Source organism: Pseudaeromonas sp. HNCC25DJ182, from assembly GCF_055413365.1.
The window spans coordinates 1-19,353 of record NZ_JBVAYG010000025.1; the positions used below are offsets into that span (position 1 = coordinate 1).

Sequence of the window (19,353 nt, forward strand, 5' to 3'; positions counted from 1 at the left end):
AGGCCCTGATCATGCAAATTCCGCAATTTTATCCTCATAGGGTTATAACACCCATTAGAATCCGTAATGTTTCTCTCGATGGCAGTTCGGGCAAAGTGCTATAACATTCTCTAACGTATCTTCACCACCATCAGCAAGCCTTTGCTTGTGATGAACTTCTAAATAAGGCGTATTGTCTTTTTTTCTCCGAAATGGTGCAAGTGAAGAGCAACTTTCGCAAACACCATTAGCCCTTATTAGCGCTTCAGCGACGATATCTGAACTACGTTCATATACATAAGTTACGACTGCTATTTTATTCGGCTTTCTGGGGGTTTTAGAAATACGCCTTCTACGCTCGGATTCACTAATCGCAAGCGACTTCTCGACTTGCGCTGCCTCGTCTATGATTAATTCATCAAGATATATGCCAAAGTTATGTTCAATGTAGTTTAAAAGGTATCCTGATAGTTTTTTTGGCCCTTGAGGTGCGTTACTTAACCCATGTAATTTTAGCTTATCTAAGCCAAGCTCGTCAGTGTTGGATCTGGCCAATAATTTAAGTTGAAAAAAACTCCCTGACAATGATTTTTCATAGTCACTTTGATTGACCCAGTATTCCTTGTCGTTTCTAATCTGGCTGCTATTTAAGTTGGTTTTTTCAACCACACATTTGTATCGAATTTTCTTTTCAGGTCTTGTTACATAGATATATACCAGGTCGCCCACTTGATACTGGGTTTTACCTTGTTTCCAATCAATATATTTAGAGTCCGCGAACGACCTGCTATGGTCATAAATATTCGAGTTTGCAGAAATTAGCCAAATCATAATTATCCTTTATCTAGATCATCTTGATTCTTTTAACGTCCCGCTAAACGGCGAGCGTTAGCGAGTCCGGTTCCGACTACAACTTTTGTGGCCGGAACGAATTGGAGTGGTTTATTCGGCTTCAATTGGCAGAAGGTCATGGCAAATTTGTACAAATAATTCATTAAGATGAAACCTGTCTGCATCGTCTAATTTTTCTACTGACTCTAGCTCCGCTAAGCCTTGTTCAATGCCATCAGTCATGTCACAAAAAGCTGATTTGGCACTTCGCCATATATCTAACCACTCAGACAACTGGGGCCGGTAGTCAAGTTCATGCGCATACCTATTGCGTATGCTGTTGATTTTATCTAGAACAACTTTCTGATCTTTGTTTACTACACCATATTTTTCGGCTTCAAGAAGCACCTTATAAAAACCACTTTTTTCCAACTTTTTTGAATTTGAACCAGTTATATCAACCAGTCTTTTTCTCAGCATGTACTCGACCACAATATGTCCTTGAAGAAACCATCCAATATCCGGTCGGTCCTCAAGTGTTCGATAATACAAATCCATTTCATCAGTCAATGTGTCGATGCTAGACATAAATTTCTCTGTAAGCCTAATAGTTTATTGGCGGAGATATTCATCTTTCTCGCGGAGGAACCTTCCGTATTTATTTTACATGGTTGATTGGATTATTTATCCAATCAAATACTTGGTGTTCTATTTAATACCAACTTTCAGGATAGGCGGCTGCCTGTCTATCTATCCCAGCTAAACGGTCAGGCCATATTGGCGATGCTCATGGCTACCGCACGGGTTCGACGGCTACCCCAAGCCCTACCACTGCTCTGTTTCATCTGACGCTGGTAGCAGAGTATTCAAAATTATCCTGGCGATTTTTGCGACAAATCAACCAGGTTCGAATCAAAGTGACTGGTGGTGATTAAAATCCAGTTCTAGAGGCGAGGCGAATTGGGCTCTGGCTTGTGGCTTACCCACAAAAGCACGCGCCGTCTGGCGGGCCGGGCGGTGGGGTGAATGGAGCCGGTGCGCGGTCAGGATGACCGCAAAAGGGAGCGTCACGCCAGGGATGGCGTGTGGCTCCCGGCCGGTGGAGAGAACCCCAGAGTCCGGGGCTTTCCCGACAGTCGGCATACGCCAACGGCCAGGGGTCAAGGGGGCAGGGCCTTTTGCCCCCTTGCCGCCCCCGCCAACAGCGGGTTGGCAAATCGCGATTGCCGACCAGGGCGGAACCGGCCAAACCGGAACCGGATCAAACCGGAACCAGATCAAGCAAATCAATCAACAAAACCGAGTTTGACAACCCTTCGACAAGCTCAGGGCGACGGCTGGCGTAGATGGCCGAGCCACACGCGGACCGGCCGGTGCCAGGACAGGCCAGGGCCGGCCAAGGCCCAGACCCCCTCCGGCGCCACCGAAGCAAGCCGGATCGAAATCCGAGATCTGAGCGTCGTTCAGAACAGGACGCTGACCTATACTCAGCACTCGACAGCGTCCTTGATTCGGCGACTATCGATGCCGGGTGGCGCGGGCCAGGAGGTGAGATGAAGCGTCATGGGGGATGGTTCGGCGTATGGCTAGGAGCCTGGCTCGCACTAGGGCTGGCAGGTGTGCCGAGCCTTGGCATGGCGCTGCCCCTGGCCCGCGAGGCGGCCATCACCCTCATCACCGAGGAGTGGCCGCCCTACAACTATGTCGAACGGGGGCGCTTGACCGGGGTCTCGGTGACGATAGTGCAGGCGCTGCAGCGGGAGTTGGGGCGCCACGATCCGATCCAGGTCTATCCCAGCCAGCGGGCCAAGCTGATCCTCGAATCCCGCTCCCGCACCATGATGTTCTCCATGTTTCGCACCCCGCAGCGTGAGACCCGCTACAAGTGGATCGGCCCCATCGGTCGCGATGCCATCTACTTCTATCAGCGCGGTGGTAGTCCGCTGCAGATCCGCACGCTGCAAGATGCCAAGGAAGTGCCGGTGATCGCCAGCCGCCAGGCCGGGCTGGTGTTCAATACCCTGATTGCACTCGGCTTTACCAATCTGGATGCCACGGCTTACAGCAGCAAACAGGTGTATGGCAAGCTGCTGCGCGGGCGGGCGGATCTGGCGATCAGCGATTCGCCGCTCGGAGTGCGTCACCTACTCCTGGAGCTGGGATTGCCAGCGGATGCCTTGCAGCAGACTCCGGTCAAGGTGGTGGAGTCGGATCTCTATATCGCCGCGTCACTGGATTTTCCCGATACCGAGATCGCCCAGTGGCAACAGGCGCTGGATCGGCTCAAGGCGCGGGGGGAGCTGGAGCGCTTGACGCGCGGCTGGCCCTGAACGGGCGGGGCAAAACAACAAGGCGGCCATGGCCGCCTTGTTGTTGGGGACTCGCTGACTCGGTTAGTAGTTCAGCAAGAAGGCATCCAGCGCATAGGTGGGCTTGCCGTTGTTATCCATCAGCCCCAGGCTGTAGTTTTGCCAGCCATTGTAGCTTTCCGGCTCCCAGTAGAAGACGCCGAGGCCCTTGCCGTTGGGGATGGCGGTCATCTTCTTGAGCAGATCGGCGATGGTGTCGTAGCTGTTTTTCGGATCATCCCAAGGCATGCCGACTTCGACGATCATCACTTCCTTGCTGTAGCGGCTGACCATGTCGGCCAGGTTGTCATAGCACTTGTTGTCCATGGCAAACCAGTCGCCGTTGCCGGTCTGGGTCGGGTAGATGGACGCGCCGACCACATCCCACTTGGCGCCGTTGGCCTTGAGGCCATCGAACATCCAGCGATAGAGGGCGTTATCTTCACAGTTGGCCAGATGGACGATCACCTTGCTGGAGCTGTTGACGGCCTTGACGGCGTCATAGCCACTGTTGATGAGCCAGGCGAAGTTCTTCATGTTCACCGAGGCCTTGCCTTCCGGCCACAGCATGCCGTTGTTGGTCTCGTTGCCGACCTGGACCCATTTTGGTGTGATGCCGGCATTTTTCAGGGTGGTCAGCGAGTTATAGGTGTGCCAATAGACGTTGGACATCAGTTGGTCGAAGGTGTAGCTGCTCCAGGCGGCCGGTTTGTTCTGTTTACCCGGATCGGCCCAGGAGTCGCTGTAGTGGAAGTCGATCATGATATCGAACCCGGCCGCCTTGGCGCGCTTGGCCTTGGCCACCACGTCGGTGATGTTGCTCCAGCCGTCGGACGGATTGACCCAGACCCGCAGGCGGATGGCATTCATGCCATGGGCCTTGAGGATGGGGAACAGATCCTGCTTGCTGCCGCTGTCGTTGTAGAACGATTTACCAGCTTTCTCCATCTGGGTCAGCCAGCTGACATCGGCGCCCTTGACCAGAGCCTGGCTTTGGGCGTGATAGAGTCCACTCAGTGCCAGTACCAGACAACTAAGCGTTTTGAATTTGAATTTCATGTTGCAACCTCATGTTTTGCTTGTTGTGTTGACCTCTGCGGGTCGTCTGGTCAGGCTGTTTGGTTAGCCTGACTGCATAAACCATCCCGTTGGCTTATGCAGTCAGTGGCAGTGAACTGCCCAGGTAGGGCGTGGCGGGTCCTGGTGAGCGCCAGAGCCTGCAGGCTCTGGCGTCATTCCAACCGCTGGCCGGGCTTAGCCCGCTTTCTTGACGATCACCAACACCTTGCTGGCATCGCGGCGATCCAGCACGAACTCGTAAGTGCCATCGGCTGGCGGCGTGAACTTGATATCGCCCCACTGGTAGCCGGATTTGATGACGACCGGGGTATCCAGCTCGACCTTGCTGGTCGGATCGAACACGCCGTAGGTGGTATCACCCTTCCACTTTTCATCGGCGAACTTGAATTTGTAGGCGCCGTGGCTGGCTTGCAGCGCGGCCTTGACGCTCAGCACACCGGCTTCGGCTTGCTGCAGTTGCTGGGCCTTCGGCGCTTCCCAGTTGTTCATTTCGCCACGCAGGAAGATGGCGCGGGTTTCGGCACTGTCGGCGTCAGCCGCCAGCAGAGGCATGGAGCAGCATACAAGGCCTGCGGCCAGCATCATGGTCTTGAACATATCGTTTCCTCGTTACTTGGATGCACACAATGTCAGGTGAAACGCCAGGCCTGGTGGCCCGGCTCGCCGAGTCGCCGCGTGGGCAGCGACTCGGCGAGCCGTTCGGCTATGGCGGCGAACCGCCATGGCCGATGGATTAGAGGCTGAATTTCTGCACCAGGGTCTGCTGCTCCTGGGATAGTTGCTGCAACTGGCCGCTGGTGCTGCCGACTTGCGCCAGTGCGGTACGGTTGGTTTCGGCAATGTCGTTGATATTGTTCATGTTGCGCGAGATCTCGGCGCTGGTGCATTGCTGCTGCTCGGCGGCGGCGGCGATCTGGCTGCTGAGATCGGCAATCTGCTGCAGGGCGTCGGAGATGGAGTTGATGCGCTGCTTGGTCTGTTCACTATCCAGGGTGCAGGTGCTCATCACCTCGCCGCTGCTGCGAATGGCCTCGACCGCCTGACGCACGCTGGATTGCAAGGCGCTGATCATCGACTGGATCTCTGAGGTGGAGGCGGCGGTACGACGGGCCAGATTGCGCACCTCATCGGCGACCACGGCGAAGCCACGGCCCTGATCCCCGGCCCGGGCGGCCTCGATGGCGGCATTCAGCGCCAGCAGGTTGGTCTGCTCGGCGATCTGGCTGATGACATCCAGGATGCCGCCGATGTTGACGCTCAGACCGTGCACCTCTTCGATCACCTGTTGCGAGCCTGCCAACTGGGTGGCGAGCAGGTTGATGCGGCCAATGGTGCTCTCGCTCATGGTGCGCCCCTCATCGGCTTGGCGGGTCACTTCCATCACCGATTGCAGCGAGTGGTGGGCGGCACTGGCGACATCACCGACCGTGTGTTCCATCTCCACCATGGCGGCGGCGACCCCGGCGGTCTCGGTGCGTTGCTGCTCCAGTTGCTGATGGGTCACTTCCAGGGTCGAGAGGTTGCGATCGGCCACGGCGCCCAGTTCATTGGCGCTTTGCACCACCTGCAGCAGCATGGCGCGCATCTCCTCGGCCAGACCATTGATGCCGATGGCCAGCTGGCCGAACTCGTCAGCACGGGTATAGCCGATGCGCTGGGTCATATCGCCATGACTCAGGGCATTGAGCACGCGCAGGGTCTGTTGCATCGGCGTCCGGATGGAGGCAATCACACGCCACAGCACCAGGGCCGCCAGCAACAAGGAGATCAGCAGACCGATATAGAGCACGGACTTGAGCTGGGTCAGCACCTGCTGGGAACTCTCGACCCGGGTCTGCAGTTGGGTGTCGATGGCGCTGTCGATCTCCGCCAGATCCGCCAGTGCGGCATCGATGATGCGGGTGGCTTGTTGACTCTGATTGCGCAACTGGCTGCTCTCTTCGGTCAGCTGCAGATGTTGGGCCAGTAGTCCCTTGTCGCCAGCGGTATCGGTCAGCAGTTGATCCAGCGCCTTGCCCAGGCTGGCTTCAAATTCGATGCTGCCGCCAAAGGCGCTCTCCTGCTTGAGCAGCTCGGCAGCCAGCTCGGTGCGTTGCGCCTGTAACTTGGTGACCAGTTGGCGGTTGGCTTCCAGTCGCTTGCCCACCAGCAAGGGATCGTTCTGTTTGAGGGCCTCGAGGGTGGCATCGACCAGCAATTCCAGGTTGTTGGCCAGGTTATGGCTCAGACCGACGGTATAGTGGGTACCGAGTGGCGCCACCATCATCGCCATATCGGCCAGCAGACGCTTGTTGGTGGTGCCTAGCGTGTTATGGCCGGCAATCTTTTGCTGGTTTTCCAGATTGACGGCATAGCTGTCGACCAGTTGCGAGGCCATCTGCCAGTAGATGCCTTGCTGCTCCTTGAGGCTGGCGATCTTCTTCAGGATGCGATCATCCTGCCGGGATTTTTGCTCCAGGGTCTGCAAATCCTGTTCAAAGGCGCGCTGCCACTGCTGGAGCTTCTGCTTGCCATTCTTGACGCTGCTGCTCTCCTGCTGGGCCAGCAGGCTGTGCAGCTCCTTGTCTTGCAAAAACAGATCCCGGGTGACCGAGCGGCTTTGTACCAGGGTCGGTGCCACCTGACTGGCCAGAATATCCACCTGGGAGGCGAGTTGTTGCCCGGAATGCAGGGCCATCACCACCGCCAGTATCATCAGTAGCATGATGAAACCGAAGCCAAAGACGATGCGTTGAATGATTGAAATGCTTTTCATGTGGGCCACCATTGAGATCGATTACACTGCGTTGTTAGTTCAACCAATAAACACTGGATCCAGCTTTTAATTATTTATCTTATTGTGTTTATTGGATTATTTGTGTTTTTAACAAGGGTTCAACTATCGTGCATGGCAGTTGGAACCTATGCCCAACATCATGTTGGCTATGAGTTGGTGTAAAATTTACACCACGACTGACCTGCGTTACATAGGTTTTTGGCCCCGTGCGGGATCGGGATCCGCGGGTTGCGATCCTGCTCTCATTTCATGGCCGGAGTGGGGGCGGCCCAAGAGTGCGGTTGTTCGCATATTTGCTATCCGCGGGGGCGGGCTCGGGAATAGATGCCTGCCGGGCTCGAGGGCCCGATACGCTGCGGCGGGCAGGTGCCCGGTGGGGGAGGCTGTGTTTGCATGGGGTTAGCTGCTGTGTGCCCACAAAAAAAGCCCCCGAAATTCGGGGGCAAACGTGGGGGTTAACATCTCTGCATGAGACAGTTACGGGCTTACAAAAAAACGGCTTACTTGCTGACCCGGATCCCTTCGGCGTTGAACACCAGGCAGTGTTCCGGGGTAAAGAAGACATCCACTTGCTGGTATGGCTTGTAGGCGTTGTCGCCGGCCAGCAGCAGTTTGAAGTTGTCGATGCCACAGCACTGACCAAACAGGTAGGTGCTGTTGCCCAGACGTTCAACCACTTCACAGGTGAAGGCCAGATGAATGCCGAAGCCTTCGGGCAGCACGTGCTCCGGACGCAGGCCCAGGGTGATGCTGCTGCCTTCTTCCAGATGGCTGGTTTCGATCGGCAGCTTGAGCTGCAGCTGATCGGCGACCCGGACTTCGATCTCTTTGGGCGACCAGCGCACCACTTTGGCGGGCAGGAAGTTCATCTTCGGTGAACCGATGAATCCGGCCACGAACTGGTTGACCGGCTTGTAGTAGAGCTCCATCGGCGAGCCGACCTGCTCCACCTTGCCGTAGTTCATCACCACAATCTTGTCGGCCAGGGTCATGGCTTCGACCTGATCGTGGGTGACGTAGATCATGGTGGTCTTCAGCTCCTGGTGCAGCTTGGCGATATGCAGACGCATCTCGACCCGCAGCTCGGCATCCAGGTTGGAGAGGGGTTCATCGAACAGGAACACCTTCGGGTTGCGCACTATGGCGCGACCGATGGCGACCCGCTGGCGTTGGCCACCGGAGAGTTGCTTCGGCTTGCGATCCAGCAGGTGGGAGAGTTGCAGAGTCTTGGCGACCATGCCGACCTGGTGCTGGATCTCCTCCTTCGGCACGCCGTTGACCTTGAGGCCATAGCCCATATTCTCGGCCACCGTCATGTGCGGATAGAGAGCATAGGACTGGAACACCATGGCGACACCACGGTGTGCCGGAGCCACGTCATTGACGACGGTATCACCGATGGAAATTTCACCATCGGAGATCTCTTCCAGACCGGCGATCATGCGCAGCAGGGTGGATTTGCCGCAACCGGACGGACCGACGAACACGGTGAACTCACCATCTTCAACATCCAGATTCACATTATGAAGCGTGACATTTTTGCCAAAACGCTTGATGACATTATTCAGTCTGATACTCGCCATCTAACTTAACTCCTTGATAATAATACTATTCACTGAATGTTGCGTGTCGATGCTCTGACACTTGGCGTCCATCGGAAGTTCGATTGCGGCATTTTAGGAACTGACCCGAGATGCTAGGAATCGCCACCATTCGCTGCTGCGGTGAGATCAATATAACAATGTTGTGTAATCGCTTGCACAAACTACTGCTGCTTTTGTGCATGAGATCACAGCCTTTGCATATGCCGCTGGCAGATAAGACGCGCTCCGCTTACCGTAATCACATCTGGTGTAATCGTTACCCTAATTTCGATTGAGAGCATCTGCAGGAGTTGTTGCAGGGAAGCTGGCAAGAGAAAGCTTGAACACTCGCCAGAGTTGCCGCAGAGCAATAATTCTAACTGCTTTGTGGTCAATCAGTTAGTGGACGGGAGCCATGCGAATTCAGACACCAGCGATGGACTGGATGCCGCAGAGACCGGTCCGGAGTCAAGAGCGTTAAAACAGTTAGAACAATAAGTGATGCGGTGGTGGCTTGGGAAAACGGTGTGACGTGTTTGTGAAAACAGCACACACAACCGGGCTGCTATCGGGGTTGTAATCGTGAGCGTCGTTTTTCGCCTGAAACAGGGATCAAGGAGCAATGATGAAGATTAAGACATTAACCGCTGTCGTCATGATGTCACTGGGTGTTGCCGGTGCATTGAATCAAGCCGCCATGGCGGCCGATGGTGAGTTGCTGGTATGGGAAGATATCAAGAAGTCCAACGGTATCGCCGATGCCATTAAAGCATTTGAAGCCAAATACAACGTCAAGGTGAAGGTACAAGAGATGCCTTACGCCCAGCAGATCGAGAAGCTGCGCCTGGATGGCCCGGCCGGTATCGGTCCTGACGTGCTGGTTCTGCCCCATGACCAGGTCGGTACTGCTGTGGTGCAAGGCCTGATCTCCGAGATCAAGAGTGACCCGGCTTACCTGGCCTCCTTCACCAAGCCGGCGGTCGATGCCCAGACTTACCAAGGCAAGCTGTACGGTATCCCGAAGGCTGTCGAGACCATAGTTCTGGTCTACAACAAGGACCTGCTGCCGAAGGCTCCCGAGAAGTTTGACGATCTGATCGCCTTCTCCAAGGAACAACGCAAAGCCGGTAAATATGGTCTGCTGGCCAAGTTTGACGAAATTTACTACTCCTTCGGCGTTGTTGCCGGCATGGGTGGTTACATCTTCGGTCAAAACGGCAACGGCTCCCTGAACGTCAAGGATCTGGGTCTGGCCAATCAGGGCTCTGTCGATGCCGTCAGCTTCCTGAAGAGCTTCTACGCCGATGGTCTGTTCCCGGCGGGTATCGTCGGTGAAACCGGCGCCAATGCCATTGACTCCCTGTTTACCGAGAAGAAGGCTGCTGCCGTTATCACGGGTCCCTGGGCCTTCCAGCCGTACAAGGATGCCGGTGTGAACTATGGTGTGGCTCCGCTGCCGACGCTGCCGAATGGCGAGCATATGCGCTCCTTCCTGGGCGTGAAGGGCTACAGCATCTCCACCTACTCCAAGCAAAAGGAGATGGCGCAGAAGTTTGTCGAGTTCATCAACCAACCTGAATACGCCAAGGTCCGCTTCCAGCTGACCGGCGAAATCCCGCCCGTCAAGTCCCTGATCGATGACCCTATCATCAAGGATGACGACAAGTCCCGCGCCGTGGCGATCCAGGCTGGCTATGCCATCCCGATGCCAAGCGTACCGGAAATGGGTGAAGTATGGTCACCAGCCAACAGCGCCCTGCAACTGGGTGTGACTGGCAAGCAAGACGTCAAAGCAGCCCTCGAAGCTGCCGTGAAAAACATCAGTATGCAGATCGAAGCTAACCACGCCAGTAACGAATAAAGCGTTGTAGCGTCGCGTTCTGCAAACATGGGTAGCTTGTGCACTGTTTCAGGTTACCCATGTTCTTTATGGATAGGAGGTGAATTGTGGTTGTCGATTCCAGCGGTGTTGCGCAGATCGGTGCAAAAACCAATCATGCCAAGATAGCGGTGTTGTTATCGCTGATTCCTGGTCTTGGCCAGATTTATAATCGACAAGTCGTCAAAGGCGCGATTTTCTTCGCCCTTCTGGCTTGTTTTTTCAGTGTCTTTCATGACTTTCTGCAAATGGGCTTCTGGGGTTTGTTCACCCTGGGAACCGAATTGCCGCGGGATAATTCGGTGTTCCTGCTGGCCAAGGGCGTCATCAGCCTGATCGTTGCCAGCTTCGGCGTCGGGGTTTACTACTGGAGCATCCGCGATGCCTACCTGTGCGGTAGTAAGCGGGACCAGGGCATCGAGCTGGTCGGCGTCCGCAAGCAGTATCAACTGCTGCTGAGCGAAGGCTTCCCCTATCTGATGATTACACCGGGCTTCATTCTGCTGGTGTTCGTGGTGGTGTTCCCGATCATTTTCGGTTTCTCCATCGCCTTTACCAACTATGACCTGTACCACACGCCACCGGCCAAACTGGTGGACTGGGTGGGTCTGAAGAACTTCTTCAACATCTTCCGTCTGGATTTGTGGCGTTCCACCTTCTTCGACGTGCTGCAATGGACCGTGATCTGGACCCTGATCGCCACCACCTTGCAGTGCTCGGTCGGTGTCTTGCTGGCCATCCTGGTCAACCAGAAAGATCTGCGCTTCAAGCCGCTGATCCGCACCATCCTCATCCTGCCGTGGGCGGTGCCGGGCTTCGTCACCATCCTGGTGTTCGCCGGTATGTTCAACGAAACCTTCGGTGTGATTAACAACGGCATCCTGGCTTCGCTGGGGATTGAACCCAAGGAGTGGATGACGGATCCGTTCTGGACCAAGACCGCGCTGATCCTGATGCAGACCTGGTTGGGCTTCCCGTTTGTATTCGCCATGACCACGGGCGTGTTGCAAGCCATCCCGGATGATCTGTACGAAGCGGCCACCATTGACGGCGCCACCACCTGGCACAAGCTGACCACCATCACGCTGCCGCTGGTGCTCTACTCGATTGCCCCGATCCTCATCACCCAGTACACCTTCAACTTTAACAACTTCAACATCATCTACCTGTTCAACAATGGTGGACCTGCGGTCATGGGCTCCAACGCCGGTGGTACCGACATCCTGGTCTCCTGGATCTACAAGCTGACCATGTCGTCATCCCAGTATGCGATTGCGGCCAGTATCACCATCCTGTTGTCCATTTTTGTGGTCGGTATCGCGCTGTGGCAGTTCCGCGCAACCAACTCCTTCAAGCAAGATGACATGGCCTAAGGAGCGGATCATGAGTAACAAGCACAGCCTGAAAAAGAGTAACTTCATCCGCCTGAGCATCTCCTACCTGCTGCTGGCGATGGTGTCGGTCATCATCATCTATCCGCTGGTGTGGACCATTGGCGCCTCCCTGAATCCGGGGAGCAGCCTGCTCAATACCTCGATCATCCCGGATAACTTCTCCTTCCTGCACTACCAGGAGTTGTTCAACGGCCAGATCGATTATGCCGCCTGGTACTGGAACTCGATGAAGATCAGCTTCCTGACCATGGTCCTGACCCTGATCAGCGTCAGCTTCACCGCCTACGCCTTCTCCCGCTTCCGCTTCCGCGGTCGGCAGAATGGTCTGATGCTGTTCCTGCTGCTGCAGATGATCCCGCAGTTCTCTGCGCTCATCGCCATCTTCGTGCTGGCGCAGATGCTGGGCCTCATCAACAGCCACCTGGCGCTGGTGCTGGTGTATGTCGGCGGCATGATCCCGATGAACACCTACCTGATGAAGGGCTATCTGGACGCCATTCCGAAAGATCTGGATGAGTCAGCGCGGATGGATGGTGCCGGTAACTTCCGCATCTTCATCGAGATCATCATGCCGCTCTCCAAGCCGATCATTGCTGTGGTGGCCCTGTTCTCCTTCACGGGGCCGCTGGGTGACTTCATCCTGGCCAGTACCATTTTGCGGACCCCGGACAAGTTCACGCTGCCCATCGGCCTGTACAACCTGGTCTCCCAGAAGATGGGGGCGAGCTACACCACTTATGCTGCCGGTGCCGTGCTGATCGCCGTGCCTGTAGCAATCCTTTACCTCTCACTGCAAAAGTACTTTGTCTCTGGCCTGACCGCTGGCGGGACCAAGGGCTAATTCAACCGACAGGATGTGAATGATGAAACTGAAAAAGAGTTTGTTGATGGCGGCACTGCTCGCCACTGGAACCCTGGCTATGCCACTGGCGGCCCAGGCGGCGGAACAGGTCATCGTCAAGCCCGTTGCTGGCGTACCGGCTGACTTTATCAAGGGCGCCGATGTCTCCATGCTGGCGGAAGTCGAGAAGCATGGTGGCAAGTTCTATGACGAGAAGGGCGTGCAAAAAGACGCCATGCTGATCCTCAAGGAGAATGGCTTCAACTACATTCGCTTGCGGATCTGGAATGATCCCAAGGATGCGGCCGGTAATGGCTACGGTGGTGGCAACAACGATCTGGCGACCACCATTGCCCTGGCCAAGCGCGCCAAGGCCAATGGTATGAAGTTCCTGCTCGACTTCCATTACAGTGATTTCTGGACCGATCCGGGTCGCCAGAACAAGCCGAAGGCGTGGGCCAACATGACCATCGAGCAGATGACCCAGGCGCTGCACGATTACACCAAGAGCACGGTAGCCGAGTTCAAGAAGGCCGGTGTGCTGCCGGATATGGTACAGATCGGCAACGAAATCAACGGTGGCATGCTGTGGCCGGAAGGCAAGAGCTGGGGCCAGAATGGCGGCGAGTTTGACCGTCTGGCCGGGCTGCTCAAGGCTGGTATCAAGGGCGTGAAGGAAAACCTGGATAAGGGTGACAACGTCAAGATCATGTTGCACCTGGCCGAAGGCACCAAGAACGACACCTTCACCTGGTGGTTTGATGAAGTCACCAAGCGTGATGTCCAGTTCGATGTGATCGGGCTGTCGTTCTACACCTACTGGAACGGCCCGATCAGCGCCCTCAAGTACAACATGGATGACATCAGCAAGCGCTACAACAAGGATGTCATCGTGGTCGAGGCCGCTTACGGTTACACCACCGACAACTGTGATAACGCGGAAAACAACTTCACCGCCAAAGAAGCGGCGGATGGTGGTTACCCGGCGACCGTGCAAGGTCAGGCGGACTTCCTGCATGATCTGATGAAGAGCATCGTTGAAGTCCCGGAAAACCGTGGCAAGGGCATCTTCTACTGGGAGCCGGCCTGGTTGCCGACTCACGGCGCGACCTGGGCCACCAAGGCGGGCATGAAGTACAACAACGATGACTGGAAAGAGGGTAACGCCCGTGAGAACCAGTCACTGTTTGATTGTGAAGGCCATGTGCTGCCATCCATGAAGGTCTTCAATTAATTAGCCAGACGGCATCCAGGCTCGGGGGATCCCTGCGCCGGATGCCGTTTTTCTTTGCCGCCTGCTCCCGAGCCGCCGAGGTCCGGAGTGGGTAGCAAGCTCTGTGGTCTCTATTTCCCTTGGAGGAGTGGCATGTTCAAGTTTCCCCCGTTAAGCGACAAGGCTCCCGTGCTGCTGCATGGCGCCGATTACAACCCGGATCAGTGGCTGGATAATCCGGACGTGTTGGCCAAAGACATCGAGATGATGAAGCAGACCCGCTGCAACGTCATGTCGGTCGGTATTTTCAGTTGGTCAGGTCTGGAGCCCGAAGAGGGACGTTACGAATTCGGTTGGCTGGATCAGGTGATTGATACCCTGTATGCCAACGGCATCTATGTGTTCCTGGCCACGCCGAGCGGTGCCCGTCCGGCCTGGTTGTCCAAGAAGTTCCCGGAAGTGCTGCGCGTCAGCAAGGAGCGGGTCAAGGCGCTGCATGGTGGCCGTCACAATCACTGCCTGACTTCGCCCGTGTACCGGGAAAAGGTGCGGCAGATGAATACCGCGCTGGCCAAGCGCTATGCCAAGCACCCGGGCGTCATCGCCTGGCACATCTCCAATGAATATGGTGGTGAGTGCCATTGCGAGCTCTGTCAGCACCAGTTCCGTGACTGGCTCAAGGCGCGTTATGGCTCGCTGGATGCGCTGAATAAGGCCTGGTGGAGCACCTTCTGGAGCCACACCTTCACCGATTGGGAACAGATCGAATCGCCGGCGCCCCAGGGCGAGATGTCGATCCACGGTCTGAATCTGGACTGGAAGCGCTTCAATACCGCCCAGGTCTGTGACTTCTGTGCCGAAGAGATCAAGCCGTTGAAGGTGGAAAATGCGGCTCTGCCGACCACCACCAACTTCATGGAATATTTCTATGACTATGACTATTGGCAACTGGCCAAGGTCATCGACTTCATCTCCTGGGACAGCTATCCGTTGTGGCACAACGCCGAGGATGACTGCACCCTGGGCGCGTATACCGCCATGTATCACGACCTGATGCGCACCCTCAAGGGCGGCAAACCCTTCTTCCTGATGGAGTCGACGCCGAGCCTGACCAACTGGCAGCCGATCAGCAAGCTGAAAAAGCCGGGCATGCATATTCTCTCCTCCCTGCAGGCCGTAGCCCATGGCTCGGATTCGGTGCAGTACTTCCAGTGGCGCAAGAGCCGTGGCTCGGTGGAGAAGTTCCACGGTGCCGTGGTCGATCACGTCGGCCATATCAATACCCGGGTCGGCCGTGAAGTCGAAGCCTTAGGCTTGGCCCTGAGCCAGCTGGATGCCGTGGTCGGTAGCCGGGTCGAGGCCAAGGTCGCCATCATTTTCGATTGGGAGAGCCGTTGGGCCATGGACAATGCCCAGGGGCCGCGCAACGCCGGTCTGTTCTATGAAAAGACCGTGGCCGAGCACTACCGCGCCTTTTGGGAGAAGGGGATCGCGGTCGATGTGATCAATGCCGACTGCGATATCAGCCAATACCAGCTGGTGATCGCGCCCATGCTGTATATGGTGCGTGACGGTTTTGCCGAGCGGGTCGATGCCTTCGTCCAGGCCGGTGGCAACTTTGTCGCCACTTACTGGAGCGGTGTGGTCAACGAGTCGGATCTGTGCCATCTGGGCGGCTTCCCTGGCCCCTTGCGGCCGATCCTGGGGATCTGGGCCGAAGAGATCGATGGCCTGTATGATCATGAGACCAACAGTGTCAGTGGCATCGCCGGTAATGTGCTGGAGCTGGCGGGCCCTTATCAGGTCACCCACCTGTGCGAACGCATCCAGCTCGAAGGGGCACAAGCGCTGGCCACCTATGGCAGCGACTTCTACGCCGGCGAGCCTGCGGTGACGGTCAACAGCCATGGTGCCGGTAAGGCCTACTATGTGGCATCGCGCAACGATCTGGCGTTCCAGCGTGCCTTCTTCGGCAAGCTGGCCTGCGATCTGCAATTGCCACAAGCACTGGCCACCGAGTTGCCGCAGGGCGTGACCGCACAGCGCCGTACCGATGGCGAGCAGGAGTTCGTATTTGTGCAGAACTACACGGGTCTGCCCAAGACGGTGTCGTTACCGGCCTCCTATCAGGAGATGACCACCGGCGAGACGCAGCAAGGCTCACTGGAGCTGGCCGCCTATGGCTGCCGGGTACTGAGTCGCAAATTAGCCTGATCATCAAGCCCGCTTCGGCGGGCTTTTTTCTCCCGCCGGATCTGGCGGGGGAGCGATGTGGAAACCACAAGGAGATTGGCATGGTTAAAATTCAGGATTTCAAGCGCTTGTTTGCTCTGGCGCTGGGAGACAAGTCGGTGGACGCCGGGCAGGGGAGTGATGCAGGGCTGGATCAGGCCGCGATTTTGGGACTGATCGACGCATTCGGTGGCAAGGACAATATCTTCAGCTTTGATGCCTGTCTCACCCGGTTGCGGGTCGAGGTCAAGGTGTTGGGGCTGGTCAATCACGAAAAGCTACAGCAATTGGGAGCCATCGGTGTGGTGATCGTCGGGCACGAAGTACAGGCTATTTTCGGCAAGCGCTCGGACAATCTGCGCCGCGAGCTGGAAGCCTGGTTTGGCTTGGCCGATCAACAGCCCTGATGTGTTATCGATTCCATACGGTGTTGCCATGCCTGCCTAACCGGCAGTGTCATGGCAAATTTCAGTACGCTTCTATTTAACCAATTGAAATAATTCATTAAATAATCCTCCTCTTGCCGCTTGATGCCTCCGCTGCGCGTTCGCAATTTCCGACCCACGTTCTCCCTGCTCGGCTGCTCGGCATGGGAAAGACGGCAATTCCACTTTTCATGGGCGATAAATGGCGATGATTCCAACTAATTGTGAATGAGATCACAAAGTATCAATGCTGCAGAAGGCAATAGATGAAAGCGGTTTCTTAAATTTTGTGTAACCGTTATAGTTCATCTCGGAACTACTTTGCACTACCCGCTGTTTGGCAATCTGAAGCGTCATATCTTCAGGTTGCCATTTTTTTCGCCGTATATTGGCGTGTTTACCACCTTTCGATGCGTCATATCACGGAATTCAGCCTGGCTGCCGCAAAATAGCACTGAAACGCTTCTCGTCTGTTTTGTCAGAAAATGGCCTTCAAGTGTAATCGTTATCACTGTTTTCTCTGCCTAAGCCTGTTATTTTTGCGCCTGAATACTCCCGGGTCTTGTGACCGGGCAAGTCGATAGTCTTGAGGATGAAAAGATGACATTGGTAACCCGATTTACCCGTTTGCTGCGCTCCGGTCGCTCCGGATTTTGTCTGTGTTTGGCCCTGCTCCTGGCCGGCTGTGGTGGTGGCGGTGGAAGTGGAAGCTCTTCTGGCGGTGACAACTCCGGTGGCGGTAATACTGGCAGTGCCTCGGTTGCAGTGCGGGGCGTTGATATTTCCATGCTGGAAACGGTGGAGGCGGCTGGTGGAACTTTCCAGGTGAATGGTAGCTCTCAGGATCTGCTGCCTCTGCTCAAGGCCCAGGGTGTAAACCTGGTCCGTTTGCGGTTGTGGGTTGATCCCAAGTCAAGCAGCAACGACCTGTACGGCGGCGGGGATTCGGATCTGGCGCGGGTGATCCGTCTGGCCAAACGTGCCAAGGCCCAGGATATGGCCTTTATGCTCGATCTGCATTACAGCGATTTCTGGACCGATCCGGGCAAGCAGTATAAGCCCAAGGCATGGGCCAACCTGTCGACCGATGAATTGGTCGCTCAGGTGCAAAGCTATACCCAGGATGTGGTGGCACAGCTGATCACCGCCGGTGTCGCGCCGGATTACGTGCAGATTGGCAACGAGATCAACTCCGGCATGCTGTGGCCGACCGGTAAAACGTGGGCGGAGGGCAATGAAACTGTGGGGGGCTTTGATACGCTGGCGCGTCTGCTCAAGGCCGGGGTTGCGGGGTTACGGAGTGCCGAAACCGCAGGCGGTGTGACGACTCCGGCCAAAACCATTCTCCATCTGGCCGATGGCGGGAAAAATAGCACCTTCCGCTGGTGGTTTGATGAGATCACCAAGCGCGACGTGGCGTTCGATATTATCGGCATCTCCTATTACCCCTACTGGCATGGCAGCCTGACCGAGCTGCAGACCAACATGGATGACATGGTTAGCCGTTACAGCAAGCCAGTGCTGGTGGTGGAAACCGCTTATGCCTTTACCCTGGAAAATGGCGATTCACTGGGTAACAACTTTGGTCTGGAGAGTGATGCCACTAAGGGCGGGTATCCGGCGACTCCGGCTGGACAGCAACAATTCCTGCAGGATCTGAAAACCCGGATCGCCGCAGTACCCAACGCCCAAGGGCTGGGATTTGTCTACTGGGAGCCTGACTGGTTACCGGTCAACGACGCGACCTGGACCACTGACGCGGGTATGCTCTACATTCCCTCATCCTGCCCGACTCTTGCGTCTTGTGGTGTCGGCAATGCCTGGGAAAATCAGGCGCTGTTTGATTTCAACGGTGATGCGCTGCCGGCACTGGCCGAATTTGCGGCTGCCCCATAAGCGTCAAGGCCTGGTATCCCATGAACTTAAGTTGCAAACAGTTTCGACGTTCGGGTGTCTCGGCGCTGTGCAGTGCGGGGCTCTGTCTCGCACTGACCGGCGCTCTGTTGGCGGCTGAGTGCCCGCCTGCTGGGGAGCGCTTTGTCGCCGACGGGGAAGAGACCATCATCGACACGCAAAGCCTGCTGATGTGGCGCCGCTGTCCTGAGGGGCTGCAGGGTGATCGCTGTCAGCAGGGTTCGCTATTGGGTTTCAACTGGCGGCAGGGGGTGGAGCGCTTAGCGCAGAATAATGCCGCTGGGCTGGCCGGTTACGACGATTGGGGCATTCCGACTCTGGCGCAGTTGCAGACCCTGACTTCCGGCGCGGCCTGTGCCAAGGGGGACGGCGCGGCAGCGGTGCTGCCCTCCTGGCCGGATGGTTATTTCTGGTCGCGCTCGTCACCCCAGGGGAAAAGTTACGTGAAACGGACCTTTTCCCTGGAGACGGGACAACCAGCGCTGAGTAACCAGGGGACGTACGGTGTGCACCTGTGGCTGGTACGCCGCCTCGAATAAGACGACTGTGGTACCCGATGTATCACCAGAGCGGCCAGCGGGCCGCTTTTTTTGTGTTCTATCTCAGGTACCTGCTGTAAGTCAGTGGGGATGGCGTCTGGACCAAAAGCAGACCGTTGGCGGCAGGGACGCCGCCATCGAGCCTCCAAGGATGGATTTACGGCGTGTCTGCGCTCGAGCAGACGCCAGCGCGACACTGAACTAGGACTGAGCTTTTGGGGGTGGCGATTACGGCTTGGGAGTCACTGTTTTGCGTGGTACCCGGTGAACTGATGGCACCACACGAGTAATCTGGTAGTCACAATAAAAGACATCGAGG

15 protein-coding genes are annotated in these 19,353 nt (G+C 56.1%); 9 read left to right on the forward strand and 6 right to left on the reverse strand.

Annotation, left to right across the window (positions count from 1 at the left end; genetic code table 11):
- Positions 1-54: 54 nt before the first annotated feature.
- Positions 55-810 carry an HNH endonuclease gene (locus ACZYUB_RS16140; RefSeq protein WP_463949260.1) on the reverse strand — a complete coding sequence of 252 codons (756 nt, stop codon included), beginning with the start codon at positions 808-810 and terminating at the stop codon, positions 55-57.
- Between the two features lie 111 nt (positions 811-921).
- Positions 922-1,398, reverse strand: coding sequence for a hypothetical protein (locus tag ACZYUB_RS16145; protein WP_463949261.1), 477 nt, complete (start codon positions 1,396-1,398; stop codon positions 922-924).
- A 965-nt stretch (positions 1,399-2,363) separates the two neighbouring features.
- On the opposite strand from ACZYUB_RS16145, the gene ACZYUB_RS16150 reads away from it, so the two are divergent.
- On the forward strand, positions 2,364-3,140 hold the full coding sequence (locus tag ACZYUB_RS16150) for a substrate-binding periplasmic protein (protein WP_463949262.1): 777 nt from the start codon (positions 2,364-2,366) through the stop codon (positions 3,138-3,140).
- Positions 3,141-3,203: 63 nt separating this feature from the next.
- Here the strand turns inward: ACZYUB_RS16150 and ACZYUB_RS16155 are convergent, their stop codons facing one another.
- The 4 genes from ACZYUB_RS16155 to ACZYUB_RS16170 form a co-directional block, all read right to left on the reverse strand.
- Positions 3,204-4,217 (reverse strand): glycoside hydrolase family 53 protein, encoded by a 1,014-nt coding sequence (locus tag ACZYUB_RS16155; RefSeq protein WP_463949263.1) that lies wholly within the window; start codon positions 4,215-4,217, stop codon positions 3,204-3,206.
- A 195-nt stretch (positions 4,218-4,412) separates the two neighbouring features.
- Positions 4,413-4,835 (reverse strand): early set domain-containing protein, encoded by a 423-nt coding sequence (locus ACZYUB_RS16160; protein WP_463949264.1) that lies wholly within the window; start codon positions 4,833-4,835, stop codon positions 4,413-4,415.
- A gap of 136 nt (positions 4,836-4,971) precedes the next feature.
- Complete coding sequence (locus ACZYUB_RS16165; RefSeq protein WP_463949265.1) at positions 4,972-6,993, reverse strand: methyl-accepting chemotaxis protein; 2,022 nt, start codon at positions 6,991-6,993, stop codon at positions 4,972-4,974.
- A 521-nt stretch (positions 6,994-7,514) separates the two neighbouring features.
- Entirely contained in the window at positions 7,515-8,597 is a 1,083-nt protein-coding gene (locus ACZYUB_RS16170; RefSeq protein ID WP_463949266.1) for an ABC transporter ATP-binding protein, read from the reverse strand.
- Between the two features lie 625 nt (positions 8,598-9,222).
- Between ACZYUB_RS16170 and ACZYUB_RS16175 the strand changes: the two genes are divergently transcribed.
- The 8 genes from ACZYUB_RS16175 (at position 9,223) to ACZYUB_RS16210 (ending at position 19,034) form a co-directional block, all read left to right on the forward strand.
- Positions 9,223-10,458: an extracellular solute-binding protein gene (locus ACZYUB_RS16175; RefSeq protein ID WP_463949267.1), complete on the forward strand. Its 1,236-nt coding sequence runs from the start codon at positions 9,223-9,225 to the stop codon at positions 10,456-10,458.
- 86 nt (positions 10,459-10,544) lie between these two features.
- A complete protein-coding gene (locus ACZYUB_RS16180; RefSeq protein ID WP_463949268.1) occupies positions 10,545-11,849 on the forward strand; it encodes a carbohydrate ABC transporter permease in 1,305 nt (434 codons plus the stop codon).
- A 10-nt stretch (positions 11,850-11,859) separates the two neighbouring features.
- Positions 11,860-12,711, forward strand: coding sequence for a sugar ABC transporter permease (locus ACZYUB_RS16185; protein WP_463949269.1), 852 nt, complete (start codon positions 11,860-11,862; stop codon positions 12,709-12,711).
- A gap of 19 nt (positions 12,712-12,730) precedes the next feature.
- Positions 12,731-13,945: a glycoside hydrolase family 53 protein gene (locus ACZYUB_RS16190; RefSeq protein ID WP_463949270.1), complete on the forward strand. Its 1,215-nt coding sequence runs from the start codon at positions 12,731-12,733 to the stop codon at positions 13,943-13,945.
- Between the two features lie 132 nt (positions 13,946-14,077).
- Complete coding sequence (locus ACZYUB_RS16195) at positions 14,078-16,138, forward strand: beta-galactosidase (protein ID WP_463949271.1); 2,061 nt, start codon at positions 14,078-14,080, stop codon at positions 16,136-16,138.
- Between the two features lie 80 nt (positions 16,139-16,218).
- On the forward strand, positions 16,219-16,563 hold the full coding sequence (locus ACZYUB_RS16200; protein ID WP_463949272.1) for a glucose PTS transporter subunit EIIB: 345 nt from the start codon (positions 16,219-16,221) through the stop codon (positions 16,561-16,563).
- Between the two features lie 618 nt (positions 16,564-17,181).
- Positions 17,182-18,477, forward strand: a complete 1,296-nt coding sequence (locus ACZYUB_RS16205; protein ID WP_463949273.1) for a glycoside hydrolase family 53 protein — start codon at positions 17,182-17,184, stop codon at positions 18,475-18,477.
- A 20-nt stretch (positions 18,478-18,497) separates the two neighbouring features.
- Positions 18,498-19,034, forward strand: a complete 537-nt coding sequence (locus ACZYUB_RS16210) for an Lcl C-terminal domain-containing protein (protein WP_463949274.1) — start codon at positions 18,498-18,500, stop codon at positions 19,032-19,034.
- Positions 19,035-19,353: the final 319 nt, after the last annotated feature.